Raw genomic sequence first — 20,747 nt, 5'->3', positions numbered from 1 at the left:
GAGACACATGTTTGGACTGGGATGGCCGGAAGTAGGCATAATTGCCATAGTCGCTATTGTAATTTTTGGGCCGAAAAAAATTCCTGAACTGGGAAATGCACTGGGTAAGACCTTACGAGGTTTTAAAGAGGAATTAAACAATACTGATGATGACACTGATTCAGAAAAAGAACAGCAATAGTTAGCAGTAGAGACGCGATACCACCGTCTCTACTATTTCCCTAAAGCAAAGTATTGATAACAGAAGATGTCACCCCATTTTGGGAATCTACGATTGTCGTGGAGGTATTTTGTTGCTGTACCTCCTCTTTCGCTAAACCGCGCATCTTAATTAATTTGATCGCCCGATTGACACTTTCTGGCAAAATTACCACCAGACTGTTATCAGGAGCCATATCTAGAGCTTTGTTGATGGCTGCGGTTTCATCCAAAATTGACTCGTAGTGACAATCTGGATTTACTTGGGTGATGCCTTTGATAATTAAACCAGCAGCCGATCCCCGTGGGCGTCCTCTAGTATCGTCGTCTTCTTTGACAATGATGTAGTCAAAAATATCGGCTGAGAGTTTACCCAAAGTCACAAAATCTTCGTCACGGCGATCGCCTGGCCCACCAATTACACCAATTCGCTGTCCTGTAGTCCAGTTACGAACGAAAGAACCCACAGCTTCATAACTGGCTGGATTGTGAGCATAGTCCACTAAAGCGTGGTGGTTCCCCAAATTAAATAAATTCATCCGTCCTGGCGTTTGACTCACAGAAGCCCGGAAGGTCTTCAAGCCAGCACGAATCTGCTCAATTGTGACGTTTTGCACAAAGGCTGCCAAACTAGCCGCTAAAGCGTTGGCAATCATAAACGGCGCTCTTCCACCCATTGTCAAGGGAATATTTTCTGCTCTTTCGATGCGATGGGTCCAATCGCCTTTGACAATTGACAAATAGCCGTTCTCATAAACTGCCGCTACTCCTCCCTTTTGGATGTGTTTCCGCACCAATTCCGAGTCGGGATTCATTGTGAAGTAAGCAATATTAGCTTTAGTTCTCTCTGCCATGGCCGCCACCCGGTGATCATCAGCGTTGAGTACTGCATAGCCATCAGGAAATATGGCTTCTGCTACTACACTTTTGAGGTTAGCTAACTGCTCGATAGTGTCTATATCACCTATGCCTAGATGATCAGCCGCAACATTTAGCACTACACCTACATTGGCAGTTTCAAACCCTAGCCCAGACCGCAGAATGCCACCTCGCGCTGTTTCTAGTACCGCTACTTCTACTGTTGGGTCTTCCAGAATTAAATGGGCGCTTTGTGGCCCTGTATTATCTCCAGATTCTACTAAGTATTCACCGATGTATGTTCCATCAGTTGTGGTATAACCTACTACTTTAGCTGTCTGTTTATAAATATGTGCTAACAATCGAGTAGTTGTAGTTTTACCATTAGTGCCCGTCACACTAAGAATGGGAATGCGGCTAGATTGTTCACTGGGGAACAGCATATCCATAACTGCGCCGGCAACGTTGCGGGGAATACCTTGACTGGGGGCGACGTGCATCCGGAAGCCGGGGGCTGCGTTCACTTCCACAATCACAGCATCTACTTCCCGCAGAGGGCGGCTAATATCTGTAGTGACAACATCCAGTCCGGCAATGTCCAAACCAATAATTTTCACTACCCTTTGGGCTAACCAAACGGTTTCTGGGTGGATTTCATCGGTGCGATCTACGGCACTACCACCTGTACTTAAGTTAGCCGTTGCTCTTAGGTAACAAATTGTACCTTTGGGTGGTACACTATTGAGGGTAAAACCTTGCCTTTCTAGCAATTGGTAGCTGTTACGGTCTAGTTCGATTTTGGTGAGGATGTTATCGTGCCCTTCACCACGATTGGGGTCTTTGTTGGTTTCTTCAATTAAGTCAGCAATAGTAGATCTGCCATCGCCCACTACATGAGCTGGCACACGTTCGGCTACTGCTACTACTTTGCCATCAACAACTAGTACCCTATGGTCTCGCCCTACATAGTAACGTTCAACAATAATTGACCGAGAAACCTGTCTCGCCGCTTCGTAGGCTGCTTCGGCTTCATCCCAGTTTCTAATATCAATGGTAATACCGCGTCCATGATTACCATCTAATGGTTTAATGACAATGGGATAGCCGCCCACATATTCGATGGCTTCTTCTAAATCGTCCAAAAAGTTAATTACAGTACCTCTGGGTACTGGCGCTCCTGCGGCTGCGAGAATGCGCTTGGTGGCTTCCTTGTCGCAAGCTAGTTCTACCCCTAAAATGCCCGTTTTACTGGTCATTGTTGCCTGCATCCGCTTCTGATTCACGCCATAGCCCAACTGAATCAAAAAGCGCGCACTCAACTGCATCCAAGGAATACCTCTTTTTTCAGCTTCTTTGACAATGGCTTCTGTCGAAGGGCCTAAAGAAGATTCACGCCATAAGTCTTGCAGATCTTGGATATCTTGCTCGAGTTCTGCCTTGGGATAACGACCTCTATCAACAATACTTTGGCACAGCCGCACAGCGGCTCGTCCGGCGTAGCGTCCCGCCTCCTCATTCAAGTACTCAATTACTACCTGGAAAATGCCAGGTGTGGCAGTTTCGCGTGTGCGCCCAAAGCCGACATGCATTCCAGCTAATTCCTGGAGTTCTAAGGCTACGTGTTCCACGATATGGCCCATCATGGTGCCTTCTTTGACCCGCATTAAAAAACCACCGCGACAGCCAGGCGAGCAATAATGACCCTCCAGACTTGGCAACGCCTCTACTAACCCTTCATAAAAGCCAGGGATTTCATTTGAGGGCGTCTCGGCAAGGGTTTCTAAATCGAGGCGCATGACGATCAGCTTGTGGCGTCGAATGCTCCAGTAGTTTGGGCCGCGTAAGGTCTGGATCTTGAGGATTCTCATGGGAATAGGTAGATGGAGATTCGGAACCAAAATTCTAGTTTCTTACTGAAATTGACCGCTAAACTGTTCATAATAAACAGTTTTTTCTTTTTTTATGGTATTATTCTCATTTTTCTACCGCAAGAAATAAAGCGATCAACACAGTGTAACCTCGGATACGCTATTCCGTCAGCTGGAGATGCGATGCACAGCAGGCAATACAGTCCGCTGGTACAGGTGAAAGCGATCGCCATAACTGAGGATGTGCAATCGTAAATTATGCACAGTTAGAGGTTCATTAGCGCCGACATGAGGTTCATTTGTATGGGTTACTTCTGTGGGATCGACAATGGTGACACTGCCTTTGCCCACAACTTGTAGCCAACCATCGCGTTCAAATACAGCACAAGTATCTTCATCAATGCCAATGCCTAAACGGTCAGGATGAGCTGCGATCGCACTAATCAAACGACCCATGCGATTACGATTGTGAAAGTGCTGGTCAACAATCACTTCCGGGATAAAACCCAAACCCGTTGCCATATCGACCAAGGAACGATTTGGAGTTTCACCACTACCACCGCCAGCAATCATGTGATGCCCCATTACAGCCGCCCCTGCACTAGTTCCTGCTAGGGTCAGCTGTCCCGATCGCACCCGCTGTCGGATAATTTCCATAGCTGGCGTATCTGACAATACACCACACAGACGTAACTGGTCGCCTCCCGTGAGGAATACCCCACTACAGGCTTCCAGGGATGCTTTAACTTGGGGCGTTTCGCACTGTTCCCGTTCGCGGATGTCTAAAATCTCGACCTTCTCAGCACCCATTTCTTCAAAAATGCGAATATACCGACCACCGATAATGGCCGGTTCACGAGAGGCCGATGGAATAATTGTAATATAGGCCTTACTAGCACCGGCACGACCAAAAAAAGTTCTGAGGATATCGCGTCCATGAACTTTATCTTCTGCGCCTCCGATAACTAGAACGGCGGTTTTAGTTGCTTGGGGTGTCCTCATTTCCAGCGATTTAGCTTTTAATTGCGGCATTATGTTTCTCCTGTCAACAACCTCAGGAGCCATCGCCTTGGACGGGTTTCCCGGTAAGACAGCCCTGAAGGAGGGTTTCCCGACCTAGGGGACGGCGTTCCCCGAAGGGGTTCTCGTTCGCGGAGCGTCCCGAAGGGAAGAGTACCCGAAGGGCTTATGGCGAATGGCGTGTGAATTTAACAAGGTATGGCCATGGCCACACAACTTATCAGTAGCCTGATGATTTTTGCACTTTGCTTTTTTTTGGGGAGGACACTTGTCTGAAGTTGGCTATCCAACTTCTCGCTGAATACACATGTTCGCGCAGCGTCGACCTCAGGAGAAGCCTCAATATTCATGTGTCCATTGCTGATCCTCAAAGCCAGCGCCTTGTTGTTCACCTGTCCACTTTTTCCAGACTGGCAAAATAATAATGCTTGGGAGACTAGATTTCCCCTTTGGTATTGGGGGCGAGCAGGTCTTAACACGCTTTTTCTGAGGCTGGCTCGATGCATCCTGGAAGTTGTTAACTTGGTCAGATTATTAATTTAAATGTACTTGTGACAATATTTAAACACAAATTAAGTAATTAGAAAAACTTTTGATCCTACCAAAAATCAATAGTTCTGGTACTTTTAGACACTATTGATTAAACTTATCTGTAGTTCTATCCTACATTGGCTGATGGTGTTTGCTAGACATTCATTCTTTAGATTAGTGTTCTCGAATACGAATTACTGTGCGCTTTGATATAGTTACACTTTTTCCTGACTGTTTTACCTCAGTTTTAAGTTCGGGGTTGCTGGGTAAAGCCTTAGCCAAACAGATTGCCCAAGTTAATCTGATTAATCCCAGGGATTTTACCACTGATAAGCACCACAAGGCGGATGATGAACCTTACGGCGGCGGGGTGGGAATGCTCATGAAGCCAGAACCCATCTTCAGCGCTGTGGAATCGCTACCAACTCTCCCCCGGAGAGAGATTATTTTAATGAGTCCCCAGGGTGAAACCATCAACCAACCATTGCTGCGAGAATTAGCCACAAGTTATGACCAGCTAGTAGTGATCTGTGGGCATTACGAAGGTGTAGATGAGCGGGTGTTGCATTTAGTTACTCGTGAGGTATCTTTGGGTGATTTTATTCTCACTGGAGGAGAAATTCCTTCAATGGCATTAATTAATGGTGTGGTAAGACTTTTACCAGGAACCGTGGGCAAAGTCGAGTCCCTAAAGGCAGAAAGTTTTGAAGAAGGATTGCTAGACTATCCCCAGTACACTCGTCCCGCCAATTTTCGTGGCTGGAAAGTGCCTGATGTTTTATTATCAGGGAATCATGCAGCCATTCAACGTTGGCGGTTTGAACAACAAATTCAAAGAACAGGCGATCGCCGCCCCGATTTACTGGAAAAATGGCAACAGGAGAAGCAGGGGAGCAGGGGAGCAGAGGAGCAGGGGTAAAGTTTTTTCCCAATGACTAATGACTAATGACTAAAATTCGGATTGGTAACGGCTATGATATCCACCAGTTGGTGAGCGATCGCCCTTTAATTTTAGGAGGCGTGCAAATTCCCCATGAATTGGGTTTATTAGGACATAGTGATGCTGATGTACTGACCCACGCCATTATGGATGCCATTTTGGGGGCATTATCCTTGGGGGATATTGGTCATTATTTCCCCCCTAGTGACCCTCAATGGGCTGGAGCAGATAGTTTGGTGCTATTAACTCAAGTACATCAGCTAATTCGAGATCAAGGCTGGGAAATAGGCAATATTGACTCAGTAGTAGTAGCAGAACGTCCTAAATTAAAACCGCATATTGAAAACATGCGGGATAAGCTAGCAACTGTTTTAGAATTACCACCCAATCAAATTGGCATCAAAGCCACCACCAATGAAAAATTAGGCCCCGTTGGTCGAGAAGAAGGTATATGTGCTTATGCTGTCGTTTTACTGGTGGCTGAAACGTAATTTTTCTTAACTTATACAACTGTATTTTTTACAAAGTAGTTAAGATAAAAATAATTGAATATTAGCAACTTAGAAAAATGACAGCTATCAACCTAGAATATTTAGAACACCCTGATGTTGTGGCATTAGATAAAGATGGAAACATTATTTTAATTATTGAAGTCCAAGGTTTTCCATTTGATTCAAACCCTAAGAAAACACAAGAATATAGTATTTTGCGAATTATTGACTATTTAAAAGCTTCCCCACAACTTATTCCTTTAGCGATGTTTGTCGATTTAGAAAATATTTTAATTTTTCACTGGGATGGTTTTAACTTGTTAGAAATTATTAGGTTAAAAACTGGGGATATACTAAGTCATTACGAGCCTGAGTTTAATAACAAACAAATTTTTAATCTTTATCTTACAAATTTGGTAAAAGCTTGGATTAATGACTTTTGCTATCACTGGAAGTCAGAAAAACCACCAGCATTTCAGGAAATAAAGGAAATAAATTTATTACCTTTATTAGAAGGTGGAATTACCCAACCTTAATTAATACTAATAGTGCTACTTTATATAGAAACCAATTTTTTAATGAGTATTGCAAAAGGTCAGGATGAATTAGCAACAAGCTTTTTGCAAAATACACCTAACTCAATTGATATAGTAATACCTAGTATTTGTTATGTAGAATCTCTCATGACATTAGAACAAGAAGATAAATATAAGCAAGATTTTATTCAGCGATTATATATTCAAATTCATGAAGCTGGAAGAGACAAAAATTCACAAAATGCTAAATTACTTGTTAATCATTTACAACAAGCTAATCTTAGTTTTTCAGAACATTCTAATGAAATAGAAAAACGTTTTTATTCAGCTTTGATTAATTTAATTACTAAAGCGGAAGAAATTCCATTAACTACAGAAATTATTCATAGAAGCTTGAGTACAAATATTTTAGAAAAACATTTTATGGATAAATTAATTTTAGAATGTATACTTTACCATGCACGTCTATATTCTGATGAAATAAAAGTTTTTTTAAGTGCTAATAGTAAGGAATTTGGAAAGCGTGAGGTTACAGCAATTTTACGAGATCATGGTATCCAATATTTTCCTACAACTCACAATTTTCTGGGTTGGTTCAACTCTCAATTTATTTAATAGAATTTACATTTTTTGCCAATTATGAAAATTACAAAACTCATTCCCACACTCAAACGGTTTTGGTTACCCATAATTTTGGCTTTAGCAACAGCCATGACAATTGCTGGTTGTAACCCAGCTAATTTTAAAAGTACAGCGACTCAAGTACCCCAATTAGTAAATAGTATTCTTAGTGATCCCAAAACCTTTAACTATGCACTTAGTTCAGAATCTCCTAATATTTTTAGTTTAACTTATGAGGGATTAACAACCCAAAATCCTATCACAGGTGAAGTTGAACCTGTATTAGCGGAATCATGGAAAATTACTGATAATCGGTTAGGGTTTGTTTTTACTTTACGAGAGGGTTTGAAATGGTCTGATGGCAAACCACTAACAGTAGATGATGTAATTTTTACTTACAATGACATTTACCTCAATGAAGAGATTCCCACAGATACTAGAGATATTCTCCGAATTGGTGAAAGTCGGGCATTACCTCAAGTCAGGAAAATAGATAATCGACGGGTTGAATTTACTACCCCAGAACCATTTGCACCATTTTTAGGAACTCTAGGACTACCAATTTTACCTGCTCATGCTTTAGCCAAATTTGTTAAAACCAAAGACCAAGAAGGTAAACCAATATTTTTGTCCCAGTGGGGCGTTGATACTCCTCCTGATCAAATCATTGTCAATGGCCCTTACAAAGTAGAGCGTTATGATACAAGTCAACGTATAGTTTTCCAGCGCAACCCTTACTATTGGCGTAAAGGGCCGCAAGGGGATGCTCAACCCTACATTGAACGAGTAGTATGGCAAATTGTCGAATCTACAGATACTGCTTTGCTGCAATTTCGTTCTGGTGGGTTAGATTCTGTGGGAGTCACACCAGACTACTTTTCGTTATTAAAACGGCAAGAAAAACAAGGTAATTTCACAATCTATAACGGCGGGCCAGCTACGGGAACTTCTTTTGTTTTGTTTAATTTAAATAAAGGTAAAAGAGATGGCAAACCGCTAGTAGATCCTATAAAATCTCGTTGGTTTAATACAGTTGAATTTCGGCAAGCAGTCGCTTATGCCATTGACCGCCAAACGATGATTAATAATACTTTTCGTGGCTTAGGTCAAACCCAAAATTCACCCATTTCTGTACAAAGTCCTTTTTACCTAGCACCAGAAGAAGGATTAAAGGTCTACGATTACAATCCCGAAAAAGCCAAAGAATTACTGAAAAAAGCTGGATTTAAATATAATGCTCAAGGTCAACTATTAGATGCTGACGGTAACCGTGTACGCTTCACTTTATTGACAAATGCGGGAAATAGAATCCGTGAGGCAATGGGGGCGCAAATTCGACAAGACTTAGACAGAATTGGAATGCAAGTTGATTTCACGCCATTGGCATGGAATACTTATACAGATAAGCTGGCAAATACTCTTGATTGGGATGCTTCGTTACTGGGTTTAACTGGTGGTTTAGAACCAAATGATGGGGCTAACGTCTGGAACCCTGAAGGTGGATTACATATGTTTAATCAAAAACCCCAAGCCGGACAAAAACCCATAGAAGGTTGGGAAGTAGCACCTTGGGAAACGAGAATTGCTGAACTTTACATTCAAGCGGCTAGGGAACTAGACGAAGCCAAGCGCCGAGAAATTTACGCCGAAACCCAAAAGATCACCCAGGAAAATTTACCTTTTATCTATCTGGTAAATCCCTATTCCTTGTCAGCAGTGCGGAATGAATTTGACAATATCAAATACTCAGCTTTGGGCGGCGCATTCTGGAACATTCATGAAATCAAAATAATTAATTATTGACTAACTCCCCGACCGTTACTTCCGCATTTCGGCGTTTAACAGCCGGGAGAATGTCGAAGAGGCGATGAAGCGGATTACGGAGAAGTTTAAAGTGTAAGGCGATCGCTTTTAGCTGCTTTTGTTAAACTCAATTTATCAATCTAAAGGTTACGGTGGGCTATATTATCCATCGCAACCTGATAGATAATTATTGAGATTCAGATTACTTATATTTGGGTTATGACTGCTGCCATTCCCGTTTTTAAACCCGTTAGCCAGATGCAGTTAGCACCTGGTAGCACAGTGACAATTCCAGATGTTAGCTGGGAAGAATTTGAATCTATTTTACAAGAATTGGGAGAAAAAAGAACTACACGAATTGCCTATAGCCAGGGTGCTTTAGAAATTATGGCTCCTTTACCAGAACATGAAATACCCAAAGATTTAATTTCTGATATTGTCAAAATATTGCTGAAGGCTAAAAATATCAGATACCAACCTTTTGGTTCCACCACCTTTAAACGGCAAGGTGTAGCAGGAGTTGAACCTGATGCTTGCTTTTATATTCAGAATTATCAACAAATGATTGGTCACCGCCGTTTACAACCTGATGATCCGCCGCCAGATTTAACGATTGAGACTGATGTCACATCAAAAACTACTCTCGATGCTTATGAAGCCATTGGAGTCCCAGAATTATGGGTTTACGATAGCGGGAGCCTTTCTATTTATTTGCTGAAAGCGGGGAAATATATAAAATCTAACACCAGTCCTAATTTTGAGGATATAGCTATTACTGAGATTATTCCTGCTGCTGTGGAACGTAGTTGGCAAGTAGGAAGTTTTCAAGCTTTAGAAGAATTAGAAGCGATGATGATTTAGTAAATAAAAATAGGCACTAAAAGGTGCGATTTGCCGTGCTTTGTGCTACATACTCAAGGGTTTTCAGCCGGATTCCTCATAATTCGTAATTCGTAATTTGTCATTACCCAGTCCCCAGTCCCTATTAACTACCGTGACTCAAACTGAAACTTTGCGATCGCTCTTAGAAGCGGTTGCCAATGGTAAAGTTACTCCAGATATGGCTCTAACTTCACTCAAAGACTTAGCCTATGAACCTGTGGGTGAGTTTGCCAAAATCGACAACCATCGTGAATTGAGAACTGGCTTCCCAGAAGTGATTTGGGGGCCAGGTAAAACCACGGAACAAATTGCTCAAATTATGGAGGTGATGCGCCTTCGTAATCCCGTGGTGATGGCAACCCGCATTGAACCAGCCGTTTATGCTGCACTACAACCAAAAGTTAGAGGCTTATGCTATTACGAATTGGCGCGCATCTGTGCTATTACACCCCCGACAATTGAACCCAAGTTTGCAGGATTAATAGGCATTCTCTCTGCTGGTACTGCTGACTTAGCCGTAGCTGAAGAAGCAGCTGTAACAGCAGAACTTTCTGGGTTTCGCGTCCAGCGTCTTTGGGATGTAGGTGTTGCCGGGATTCATCGCTTGCTAAGTAATCGCCACCTCATCGAATCATCTTCGGTGTTGATTGTTGTGGCAGGAATGGAAGGTGCTTTACCCAGCGTTGTGGCAGGTTTGGCAGATTGTCCGGTGATTGCTGTTCCCACTAGCATTGGTTATGGTGCAAGTTTTGGCGGTTTAGCTCCCCTATTGACAATGCTCAACTCTTGTGCGGCGGGCGTGGGTGTAGTGAATATTGATAACGGTTTTGGTGCTGCTGTTCTAGCGGGACAAATTTTGCGAACAGCCGAGAAATTGCGGTTGGCATCTTCGGCATCTTGAGTTATGACAGTTAAGTTATACGCAAAATTTCAGTATGTGGCCAGTGTGTGAGGAAAAAAATAAACAACTGACCACTGTTAATTACAGCCCATTACCCATAAATTATTAAGTATGAACTACATCAGCGATGTCATATCTCAGTTAGTTTGGCAATTACCAGTGAATCTGACGATGCTAGGGCAACACATTAACGATCCAGATTTGTTAGGTCAAATCCAACACAATTGGAATAACTTTGTCCAAACAGGTCAAATTTGGGCATTGTTGATTGGTCTGGTAATTGGCTATATCATGCGGAATTTAACAAGTTACGGTTAGGGACTAAGGACTGAAGACTGGGGACAAGGGAAAGGAAGAGTGATAAATTTCTATTGTGTCTTCCTCAATTACCACCCCCACCTTCCCATCTCCTACGGCCCTAATCATCTATGACCAAAGAACAAACTTGGAGTCAACGATTTGAATCAGCGTTGCATCCGGCCATCGCTCGGTTTAACGCTAGTATCAATTTTGACATTGAATTAATTGAATATGACCTGACTGGTTCTCAAGCTCATGCCAAAATGTTGGCTCACACAGGTATTATTTCCCCAGATGAGGGAGAACAACTAGTAGCGGGTTTAGAACAAATTCGTCAAGAGTACCAGCAAGGAAAATTTCAGCCAGGGATTGATGCTGAAGATGTACATTTTGCTGTGGAACGACGCTTGACGGAAATTGTGGGTGATGTGGGTAAAAAGCTGCACACCGCGCGATCGCGTAATGACCAAGTTGGTACGGACACTAGACTTTACCTACGCGACCAAATTCAACAAATTCGCGGACAATTACGAGAATTTCAAGGTGTCTTACTAGATATAGCTGAACAGCACGTAGAAACGCTGATACCTGGTTATACTCACCTGCAACGCGCCCAGCCTGTGAGTTTGGCTCATCACCTGTTGGCGTATTTCCAAATGACTCAGCGTGATTGGGAACGCCTGGGAGATGTTACCCGGCGGGTGAATATTTCCCCTCTAGGGTGTGGGGCATTGGCCGGAACCACATTCCCCATTGACCGCCATTACACAGCCGAACTATTGCATTTTGAGGATATTTATGCTAACAGCTTGGATGGAGTGAGCGATCGCGACTTTGCCATTGAATTTCTTTGTGCTGCTAGCTTAATCATGGTTCACCTCAGCCGTCTGAGTGAAGAAATTATCCTTTGGTCATCTGAAGAATTTCGATTTGTCACCCTTAAAGATAGCTGTGCCACGGGTTCCAGCATTATGCCCCAAAAGAAAAACCCCGACGTACCAGAATTAGTACGAGGAAAAACAGGGCGCGTATTTGGCCATCTCCAGGCAATGCTGGTAATTATGAAAGGGCTACCCCTGGCATACAACAAAGACTTACAAGAAGATAAAGAAGGTTTATTTGATAGTGTAAATACCATCAAAGCTTCTTTGGAAGCAATGACAATATTGTTACAAGAAGGTTTAGAATTTCGTACCCAGCGTTTAGCAGCAGCCGTAGCCGAAGATTTTTCTAATGCTACCGATGTCGCAGATTATCTTGCAGCACGAGGTATTCCTTTTCGGGAGGCTTACAATCTCGTAGGCAAAGTAGTAAAAACCAGTATTGCCGCAGGTAAACTTTTAAAAGATTTGACCTTAGAAGAGTGGCAACAAATACATCCAGCCTTTGCCGTAGATATTTATGAAGCAATATCGCCGCGTCAAGTCGTAGCTGCCCGTAACAGTTATGGTGGTACTGGTTTTTCCCAAGTTAGTAAAGCACTTCTGACCGCTCGTACTCAAATTGCTTTAGAGGCTAGAGGTTAGAGGTTAGGGGTTAGAAGCTAGAGGTTAGGAGCTAGAAATTTTTGCTCTACATCTTGCATGGTAGCTCCTTCTTCTCCTGCTTCTTTCCTCTAATCCTTAAGGGTCTACGTATATTTGTCTTGAGAAGTTTCTCTCGCTGGGAAACCCGGTTTTCCTTCGGAATGCTGACGCGAAATATGAACTTCTGCTGCGCTCCTTTCCTTTAAGTTTAAAAATTAAACATTTAGAATACCGAGCTTGTTTCTAAAAGCACAATCCATCATAAAATCTGATGCTGATGCAAAAACAAAATGACCGTCTCCTTTAGTCTTAACTTCCATCGCTTAGACTAGTACTAATTCTGCCACCACTTCGCCCATCTACTGATCAGACTTTTTTCAGCGGGCGATCGCTTCACGGCGTGAACAGAAAAATGGCTAAAAAATATGGGCGCACAGCTAGCTGTACACCCTCAAATTCACAAATTTAAAGAGTAAGAATTTCAGCAGATAACTTATTCAGTATCAGCTGCTGACGTACTTTCTTCTTCCTCACTCTTCGGAGGTCTTTGTTGGAACCTTCTCTGCATTCTTCCTGTAGTCGTCCGTTTACGAAACTTTCTGGCATATGCCTGGTTCCGTAGCGCCTTTTCTTTTTTCGGGTTACGGCGCTTGGCCATGTTCACCTCATTTAATAAACAACAAAAAAGTGCAACTAGGCATCTTGTAGGCAATATCAGCTACTGATGTTATTGATATACTTTTGGCCTAGTCTTTTTATTCAGATACTTTTAACAGTATACTAGTCTACCGCATTCAGTGAACTTCTGTCAACAAGATGCATATCCATCTCCCGTGCTTGCAGCTATCTGACTTCCACAAAGTCTCTCTCTTTGCAGGAGAGAGATTTAAATAGAGGTTTTCCAGATTACCGTGAAAAATTAGGCTACTATGCAGCGCAGGTATACTGTAGGGCTTTAGAACTTACCAAGAGCTTATTTCAGATTTTTTCACCTTATTTAACATAGTTTTATTTATTCCTGTCAACTTACATATTCACAATAATGAATTCAATCTTGGCAGGTGAAACATAGAGGAAATCACTGTCAACATAAGACGTTATGATTACATAGAACTTGTCCAGCAATTTTCAGTTTTTGCCCTACTAGTCTGAATCTGTTGCCTATATGATGAATCTCACGGAATTGCCGCAACTTAATGCGCTAAAAATGGACTGGTATTGCCAATTTAGAGAAATTAATTTACTTTAATTATATTAACGAAAGCTATTTAGAGAAATCAGGACTTACGTAAATAAAATTTGTCCTTGCGACCGGAACGCAGATAAGGGAAGCAATCCCAGAGTTTTAGGCGATTACGTCGCTATCGCTAATAATGACGTAATTATGTTAATTTTGCGTAAGTCCTATAAATATCATCACAGATTTAAATGCAAATTATCTACAATTCACTTATGTATAGATAAATACAAAAAAATAAATTTTCTTGGGAAACAAATGGGAAAATTGATATATTATACGAGAGTCATTACAATTAACTCCTAAACCACAAGCATATCTATATGCGTTACATAAAAATCATCTCTATATTAGTTGATTTTATGTAAGTGGTAGGAAAGTTAGAGAACACAACATACATATATATTAAGATTGAACGTTCTTGCTTTTTTTGCGGCAATTGTCCATTCCACGCGTAGCTTATGGCGTATTGGACAAACAGTATTGGGTATTATTTTTCGTCATCCCATTACTGGCACTAGTATCATTCCCTTATTACCGGATGGTCAAATTGTGCTAATTCGGAGACGCGACGATGGCTGTTGGGCATTACCTGGCGGGATGGTGGACTGGGGAGAGGATATTCCGAAAACAGTCTACCGAGAATTAATAGAAGAAACTGGTTTAGAGTTGTTACAAATTAAGCGTTTGGTAGGAGTTTACTCATCACCAGACCGCGATCCGAGAATTCATTCAATTTGTGTTGTGGTTGAAGCAGAAGTTCAAGGAAACATGGAAATTCAGGATACCTTGGAAGTCATGGAAATTCAAGCTTTTGCTCCTGAGTCTTTACCTCTAGGAAAAATGTCTCATGACCACACTCGGCAGCTACAAGACTACTTGAATGGTTTAACGACATTGGCATAAAACTATTTTGGACTTTAAACTTAACCCAGGTCTGCTCAAAGTTTAACTTTAAATTAAAATGGATATCCTATTTCGGAACTCCCGGAGAAAACTCTCTCAAGGGCTATTATTTTGGCGTGAAGCTGGTGAAGGTATACCTGTAGTCTTTTTACATGGTGCTTGGAACGATAGCAGTCAATGGGTATCGGTGATGAAGTCATTATCGGAAAAATTTCATTGTCTAGCACCAGATTTATTGGGATTTGGTGAATCAGAAAATCCTAAAATTCATTATTCAATTGATTTACAGGTGGAGTCTATTGCTGAGTTCTTGGAAGCTGTTAAGTTAGAGAAAGTATATTTAGTAGGATATTCTATTGGAGGTTGGATTGCTGCTAGTTATGCTTTAAAGTATCCAGAGCAAATTGCTGGTTTAGTCTTACTATCACCAGAAGGTGTGGGGATAGATGGACAAGAAAAAAATTGGCAGAAGATGCGGACATTATTAAATCGTCCACCACTATTATTGAAAATATTAAAGTTGCTTCATCCGGTAATTAAAAAACTGGGATGGCAAAACAAAATAGAAAAAGACTGGAGTTGGCGTCAGAAATTGCTGCAATATCCCACAGCTTGTCAATTACTATTCCAACGACGACAGTCGGAAATTGAAGCAGAATTATTGAACAGCCGATTACATTTAATGGAAGTTCCCGTTTTAATTTTGCAAGGCGGTCAAGCTTTATTAGATGATGTAGTGAGAAGTCAAACCTACACTCAACTAATTCCAAAAGTCGATTTGAAAATAATTGCTCACGCAGGTAATGATTTATCTGAATCTTGTACTGGGGTTGTAGTTGAGGATATTATAAATTTTGTTGATAGCAATTATCTGTGAAGCTGTAAAGTATCGAAAGCAAGGCTCAGATCCCCGACTTATGCAATAAGCCGGGGATACTTTTATTTGTAGAAGATATAAGAATTTGATGATTATCAGGCAGAACTAGTGTTGTCTCATGGAAACTCTGCAAACAATAGATTATGCCTTTTCAGATTGATAATCAAAAAAGTGAAATAAGTTGCCATCTTTGGGAACAATAAACCTATTGAGGCTTAGGCAACTAGGGTGAAAGCATTGATTGATAAAACTTCTGAACTATTGTACCCCTCTGTAGAGACATTGGTTAAGGAGATTGTGGCTATTAACCACGCGTGGAAAGTGGCTGGTGAATTATTTGGAAACAATTCACCTTTATCTATTTCTTCACGAGATTTAAAAACCTGTTTGCAGGTTCGTTTATTACGAAACTATGCACCAAAAAAGGTGTATCTCATTGAAGACACAGAAGTAGAGGGTGAACCACTTTACAGCTTATGTCTCCGGGAACCTATAGGCAACCGCTTGTATGCAGAACATTTGCCAATGCGGACAGCTGAAAAAGTTCTGACGGATCAAGAATTAGCAAAATTTAAACAGAAATAACCAAAATAAACAATCAGGGTGCAGTGTGGAAATAGCAAAATTTTGGGACATTATTTGGGATAATGAACCTTTTCATTGGGCAATTGCTTTTGTATTGATAGTTGCAATTGCTGTTGAAATTTACACAGTATGGTGGTATTTGCATTCAGCGTGTGGCGAAACTCAAGCTTCAATTCGATTTTTGAGTAAGTTGCAAAATGGTAAAAATGTCAATAACTTAAACAGAGTTAGTCGCTGGTTAAAAACGCATTTAGGAACAGATGATGTTAAAAAAATTCGTCAAAACATTGCACAAAATGATAACAAATTTGTACTTATAAAGTATCCATCTGTTTTAGCCCGCCCCATACCTCGAACTTCCTTGCGTTTTGTGACCACATTATGTACTGCTATCGGCGTTTTAGGAACATTTTACGGCATACAAAAGGGACTCCAAGGAATTAATTTATCTACAGAAAATTCTCAAGAATTGATGAATGCCAGTACAGGGCTACTGCAAGGCATGACAACAGCTTTCTCCACTTCCTTGATGGGACTTGGTTCTGGTAGTTTATTTACTCTAGTGTTGTTTGGATGTGATTGGCGACGACAGCAAGAGCGTGATAGTTTACGCCAGAAATTAGAGAATATTGCAACTTTAAAAACGGTAGATAATGGGAATCATGAAGTCTTTGAAGCACTGAGTCTTGTAGCAAAAAATTTGACTGGGTTAAAACAGCTAAATGCAACAGAAATTGGTCAAGCTGTCGGTAAAAGTATTGCAGAACAGTTCACAGGCTTAAATCAGTTATCAGCTCAAGCTATTGGAGAATCTGTCAAGCAGCAGATTTTTCCAGGATTGGAAGCAATATTCAAAGAACAGAAAAGACTTCGGGAACTCCAAGAAAATCAGGGACAGAGAGTTTTAGAAGAACTAATTAAAGATTTACGAATCCAGGTACTCGAACCAATTGCAGATCGATTAGATAAAAGTGCAGAGTTAACCGAAAAAGCTTCTACAGCAGTTTTGACACTGCATCAGGAACTTGGTGAAATTTCTCAAAATTTGGCAAGTTCTATCCTGACAATTCAGAATTTTCAAAAAGAGACTTTGATAGAACTCCAAGGATTTGCACATAATTTGGGAGACACTCTCAATCAATTTCAAACAAATACAAAAGGTGTTTTACAACAAACAGCCCACGAAATTAATCGCGCTGTAGATCAGAGTATCCAGGGATTGACAGCCCAAAGAAGTGCTTTTGAAGCAAGTGCAGTCCAAGCTGCTGCTACCTTCCGTGGAATTCGAGAAGAACTACAAACAGCACAGCAAGAACGCGCCGCAGTAGAACAGCAAATGCTGCAAGGCTTTGCTAACACTATGGGACACACTTTAAGCCAATTTCAAACTGAAACTACGGGAGTTTTACAACAAACAGCCCACGAAATTAATCAAGCTGTAGATCAGAGTATCAAAGGATTGACAGCTCAAAGAAGTGTTTTTGAAGCAAGTGCAGTCCAAGCTGCTGCTACCTTCCGTGGAATCCGAGAAGAATTGCAAACAGCACTACAAGAACGCGCCGTAGTAGAACAGCAGATGCTGCAAGGCTTTGCTAACACTATGGGACACACTTTAAGCCAATTCCAAACTGAAACTACGGGAGTTTTACAACAAACAGCCCACGAAATTAATCAAGCTGTAGATCAGAGTATCAAAGGATTGACAGCTCAAAGAAGTGCTTTTGAAGCAAGTGCAGTTCAAGCTGCTGCTACCTTCCGTGGAATCCGAGAAGAATTGCAAACAGCGCTACAAGAACGCGCCGTAGTAGAACAGCAGATGCTTCAAGCTACTCAAAATGGAATTATCCACATTCTCACTCAAGCAAATAGAACTTTTCATGAGCAAACTAATACTCTAAAAACAGTGGGTGAGCAAGCTTCTGGATTGATGAATGATGCGAAGGATAATCTTCTATCTACTTTAGGAAATATCGACACAACACTCACAGCTACCCGTAAAACAGTAGAGGAAGATTTGACCAAATTTCGGCAAGAATATCAAGCGAATTTATACGCATTCTTTAAAGAACAGAACAACTTATTGGAAGGGACACTAGGCGAGCAAAGGGATGGATTATCTGGGGTTGTAAACCATCTTGATAAGGTGTTCCGAGATGAATGCCAAAGACGGAGTGAATTGACTCAAGAAGTTGAAAAAAGTATGAGTAAAATTCAGATGACTGTCGAACAAATTAACAAATTAGTTAGTGCTGCTGGATTAAACGATTCACAACGACTAATACAACTAGAAAATCTGGCGCGTGGTATTGGGGAGCAAGTAGAAAAGGTTGACAGTTCATACAGCAATTTGAATCGAAAATTTGATGATAGCCTTCATGCTTGGCAAAGTCATCTTGAAGTTTCTATGCAAAAGACCGTTGATTTACAGGTAAACTTTTTCCAACAAGCAGATACTTCTATGACTAGGGTTTGTGGAGGTTTACTAGAAACAGCAAAAGTTCTAGTTGCTGCACATGATACCCGCCACTTGAATAATAATGAAAGCAATGATGGATGATTTTACCATAAATGAAAGTGATGTAGAAATCATAGAGGATGATGATTCTAACATCTATCTATCTATTGGCGATTTGATGTCTGGGTTATTGATGTTTTTTGCCTTATTATTTATCACTGCACTACTCCAGCTTGCGGAGAAAGATGTGCCTAAAAGACTAGTAATTGGTAATGTCGTAGGAGAGATGAAAAGCAACAATATCAATGTCAAAGTCAACCCAGAAACCGGAGATATCAGTATCCAAGAATCGATTCTGTTTGCGAAAGGAAGCACCGAATTAAAACCAGAGGGTAAAGCATTTCTACGCAATTTTGTTCCCGTTTACAGTGGGGTGATTTTCTCCAGACCAGAATTTGAGCAGGAAATTAGCCGTGTAGTTATAGAAGGTCATACTAGCTCAGAAGGAGATGAACAAATAAATCTCGAACTGAGTGTAATGAGGTCTGCATCAGTTCATAAATACATTTTCTCTGACATAAATTTTCCTACAAAAACATCTTTAAGTCAGAAAATATTAGCTGCTGGTCGTGGAGAAATTGAATCTGATCAGAGTCGGGATAATCCAGGCGATCGCAAGGTAGTTTTCCGTTTTCAGTTTCGTAGTGATGAATTAAATAAAGATATTACTAAAACTTCTTTGTAAAGGAGCAACAATCTTGAATTTGCAATTTTCTTTTCCTTCTCTACCTGAAACTCCCCCGTGTATTCCTAATCAACTGATTCAGCTTGCAAGTAACTTAGCAAATGAGACTATATCAATGCCAAATGTTGATTTAGTATTGGCGGCTATTGAACAGGGTAAATCTGATAAAATAAGTCATTTGGACTGGGTTTACTGTATCCATGCTAAAGCACAGTGGGATCAGCAAAATATTGGACGATGTAGAAAAACATCAGCAGAAATTTGGAAGGTAGCAATTTCTAGTTCATGGTTACAACATCAGCTATTATGGCGTTTAGCTCTTTATCATAGTGGTCAGAAAGAACAGGTATTAGCACATTCTTTAGCTGAAAGTTTTGATGTTTTTGCTAATCCTAAGTTAATTAATAATTTGTTATCAGTTCAAATTATTCTGGCACTTCGTAATCAGCAACCAAGTAGACAGTTAGCAAAAATTAGTTGTAATCACTCTGTGAATCAAACTGAATTATTAAATTTAATCCGAAAAGATTTACCTATTTGGATTCCATTGTTTAGCAATTTTGTAGAAGAAATATCACCATATTTTACAACAATTAATTCTCCCAGCCAACAAGAAATAAGATGGTTGCTAAGTTGTTTAGATGAAATGTCAGATACTCAGCAGATAAAAGCGGTTGATTATTTACTAACTAATGTTTCTAAAACCATAACATCCAATTGTTATTTAGTGGTGGATTGGTTACGAAATAAATATAGACAAGGTGGAAATTGGTACAAACTTTCAGATCCAGCAAGACAAAGACTTCGAGAATGGATTGGTGGTATTAATTATGGTGATTTCCAAAAGTTAGTTATTTTAATATTAAGCAGGCTCCCTTTACAAAATTTCGAGTCAAATCGTCTACGTAGTCGTAGTAAGTTTTGGGCTAACTATAGTAATCGTTTTGAACGGCTTCGTATTTTGTTACCTAAAACATCACAACTTGCTATAAGTTATCAAATCCAAGGTGATGTTGATTTATTAGAGGACGACGGGAGTGACTCTACAGAGATTTGTATATTTGATTTTGGTGAGTGGTTTGTAGTCGAATTTTTTCGGGGAAAAGGTAGTGAGATACGCCTGTTTCCTAATAATCCCAAAAATCAGCAAATTCTTTTTGGCGAATCAACACTTTCAGTCAAACAGATTCGTTTTCTGGGTGGCGAGAAGCACGATCATGTATATCTTTGGCAAGTCTTTTCCCATACCTGGCTGGCAAATCATAGAATTTTGCCTAATGCAAATACCCAATCTTCCGGAAACCTGACAGTATCTCAATTACAAGATAGAGCAAAAAAACTAGAACTGTGGAGAAGAGAAATTGAGTATTTAGAAAGGGATGCTAGACTCTATATGAACAAGCAACATTGAGATGATATCTTTATCTCTACTTGTTTAATAAGTAAGTCGGCGAGAAAAATCAAACT

The 20,747-nt window shown here is 40.7% G+C and carries 18 protein-coding genes; 16 read left to right on the top strand and 2 right to left on the bottom strand.

All coding sequences use genetic code 11. From position 1 onward, the window contains the following. Positions 1–7: 7 nt before the first annotated feature. On the top strand, positions 8–181 hold the full coding sequence (tatA, locus tag ACM0OT_RS12705) for a twin-arginine translocase TatA/TatE family subunit (RefSeq protein ID WP_414546393.1): 174 nt from the start codon (positions 8–10) through the stop codon (positions 179–181). Positions 182–221: 40 nt separating this feature from the next. Here tatA and cphA read toward each other — a convergent pair whose 3' ends face one another. Further along, complete coding sequence (gene cphA, locus ACM0OT_RS12700) at positions 222–2,924, bottom strand: cyanophycin synthetase (protein WP_414564801.1); 2,703 nt, start codon at positions 2,922–2,924, stop codon at positions 222–224. Between the two features lie 168 nt (positions 2,925–3,092). After that, positions 3,093–3,956 carry a cyanophycinase gene (locus tag ACM0OT_RS12695; RefSeq protein ID WP_414564706.1) on the bottom strand — a complete coding sequence of 288 codons (864 nt, stop codon included), beginning with the start codon at positions 3,954–3,956 and terminating at the stop codon, positions 3,093–3,095. Positions 3,957–4,674: 718 nt separating this feature from the next. On the opposite strand from ACM0OT_RS12695, the gene trmD reads away from it, so the two are divergent. The 15 genes from trmD to ACM0OT_RS12620 all read left to right on the top strand — a co-directional run bounded on the left by trmD (position 4,675) and on the right by ACM0OT_RS12620 (position 20,691). Beyond that, positions 4,675–5,394: a tRNA (guanosine(37)-N1)-methyltransferase TrmD gene (gene trmD / locus ACM0OT_RS12690; RefSeq protein WP_414564705.1), complete on the top strand. Its 720-nt coding sequence runs from the start codon at positions 4,675–4,677 to the stop codon at positions 5,392–5,394. A 26-nt stretch (positions 5,395–5,420) separates the two neighbouring features. Continuing rightward, positions 5,421–5,906, top strand: a complete 486-nt coding sequence (gene ispF / locus ACM0OT_RS12685; RefSeq protein WP_414564704.1) for a 2-C-methyl-D-erythritol 2,4-cyclodiphosphate synthase — start codon at positions 5,421–5,423, stop codon at positions 5,904–5,906. 77 nt (positions 5,907–5,983) lie between these two features. Continuing rightward, positions 5,984–6,442, top strand: a complete 459-nt coding sequence (locus tag ACM0OT_RS12680) for a hypothetical protein (RefSeq protein ID WP_414564703.1) — start codon at positions 5,984–5,986, stop codon at positions 6,440–6,442. A 12-nt stretch (positions 6,443–6,454) separates the two neighbouring features. Beyond that, positions 6,455–7,057, top strand: a complete 603-nt coding sequence (locus ACM0OT_RS12675) for a PIN domain-containing protein (RefSeq protein WP_414564701.1) — start codon at positions 6,455–6,457, stop codon at positions 7,055–7,057. Positions 7,058–7,081: 24 nt separating this feature from the next. Continuing rightward, positions 7,082–8,866, top strand: a complete 1,785-nt coding sequence (locus tag ACM0OT_RS12670; RefSeq protein WP_414564700.1) for an ABC transporter substrate-binding protein — start codon at positions 7,082–7,084, stop codon at positions 8,864–8,866. Positions 8,867–9,085: 219 nt separating this feature from the next. After that, positions 9,086–9,727 carry a Uma2 family endonuclease gene (locus ACM0OT_RS12665; RefSeq protein ID WP_414564699.1) on the top strand — a complete coding sequence of 214 codons (642 nt, stop codon included), beginning with the start codon at positions 9,086–9,088 and terminating at the stop codon, positions 9,725–9,727. A gap of 133 nt (positions 9,728–9,860) precedes the next feature. Further along, on the top strand, positions 9,861–10,649 hold the full coding sequence (gene larB / locus ACM0OT_RS12660) for a nickel pincer cofactor biosynthesis protein LarB (protein ID WP_414564697.1): 789 nt from the start codon (positions 9,861–9,863) through the stop codon (positions 10,647–10,649). 111 nt (positions 10,650–10,760) lie between these two features. Next, positions 10,761–10,967 (top strand): hypothetical protein, encoded by a 207-nt coding sequence (locus tag ACM0OT_RS12655; protein ID WP_414564696.1) that lies wholly within the window; start codon positions 10,761–10,763, stop codon positions 10,965–10,967. A 110-nt stretch (positions 10,968–11,077) separates the two neighbouring features. Continuing rightward, positions 11,078–12,475: an argininosuccinate lyase gene (gene argH, locus ACM0OT_RS12650; RefSeq protein WP_414564694.1), complete on the top strand. Its 1,398-nt coding sequence runs from the start codon at positions 11,078–11,080 to the stop codon at positions 12,473–12,475. Positions 12,476–14,123: 1,648 nt separating this feature from the next. Beyond that, positions 14,124–14,618: an NUDIX hydrolase gene (locus ACM0OT_RS12645; RefSeq protein WP_414564693.1), complete on the top strand. Its 495-nt coding sequence runs from the start codon at positions 14,124–14,126 to the stop codon at positions 14,616–14,618. Between the two features lie 58 nt (positions 14,619–14,676). Next, a complete protein-coding gene (locus tag ACM0OT_RS12640; protein ID WP_414564692.1) occupies positions 14,677–15,495 on the top strand; it encodes an alpha/beta fold hydrolase in 819 nt (272 codons plus the stop codon). Positions 15,496–15,723: 228 nt separating this feature from the next. Then, entirely contained in the window at positions 15,724–16,080 is a 357-nt protein-coding gene (locus ACM0OT_RS12635; RefSeq protein WP_414564691.1) for a hypothetical protein, read from the top strand. Positions 16,081–16,105: 25 nt separating this feature from the next. Continuing rightward, complete coding sequence (locus tag ACM0OT_RS12630) at positions 16,106–18,637, top strand: hypothetical protein (RefSeq protein ID WP_414564690.1); 2,532 nt, start codon at positions 16,106–16,108, stop codon at positions 18,635–18,637. After that, positions 18,618–19,280, top strand: a complete 663-nt coding sequence (locus ACM0OT_RS12625; protein ID WP_414564689.1) for a flagellar motor protein MotB — start codon at positions 18,618–18,620, stop codon at positions 19,278–19,280. Before ACM0OT_RS12630 ends, ACM0OT_RS12625 begins: the two co-directional genes overlap by 20 nt. Before the next feature lie 13 nt (positions 19,281–19,293). After that, positions 19,294–20,691 carry an EH signature domain-containing protein gene (locus tag ACM0OT_RS12620; protein ID WP_414564688.1) on the top strand — a complete coding sequence of 466 codons (1,398 nt, stop codon included), beginning with the start codon at positions 19,294–19,296 and terminating at the stop codon, positions 20,689–20,691. Positions 20,692–20,747: the final 56 nt, after the last annotated feature.

It is taken from the genome of Anabaena sp. CCY 9613 (assembly GCF_963920895.1).
Taxonomy (GTDB): Bacteria; Cyanobacteriota; Cyanobacteriia; order Cyanobacteriales; family Nostocaceae; genus Cyanocohniella.
Note: the sequence above shows the minus strand (reverse complement) of the source record. Positions and strands in the feature narration are given on the sequence as shown.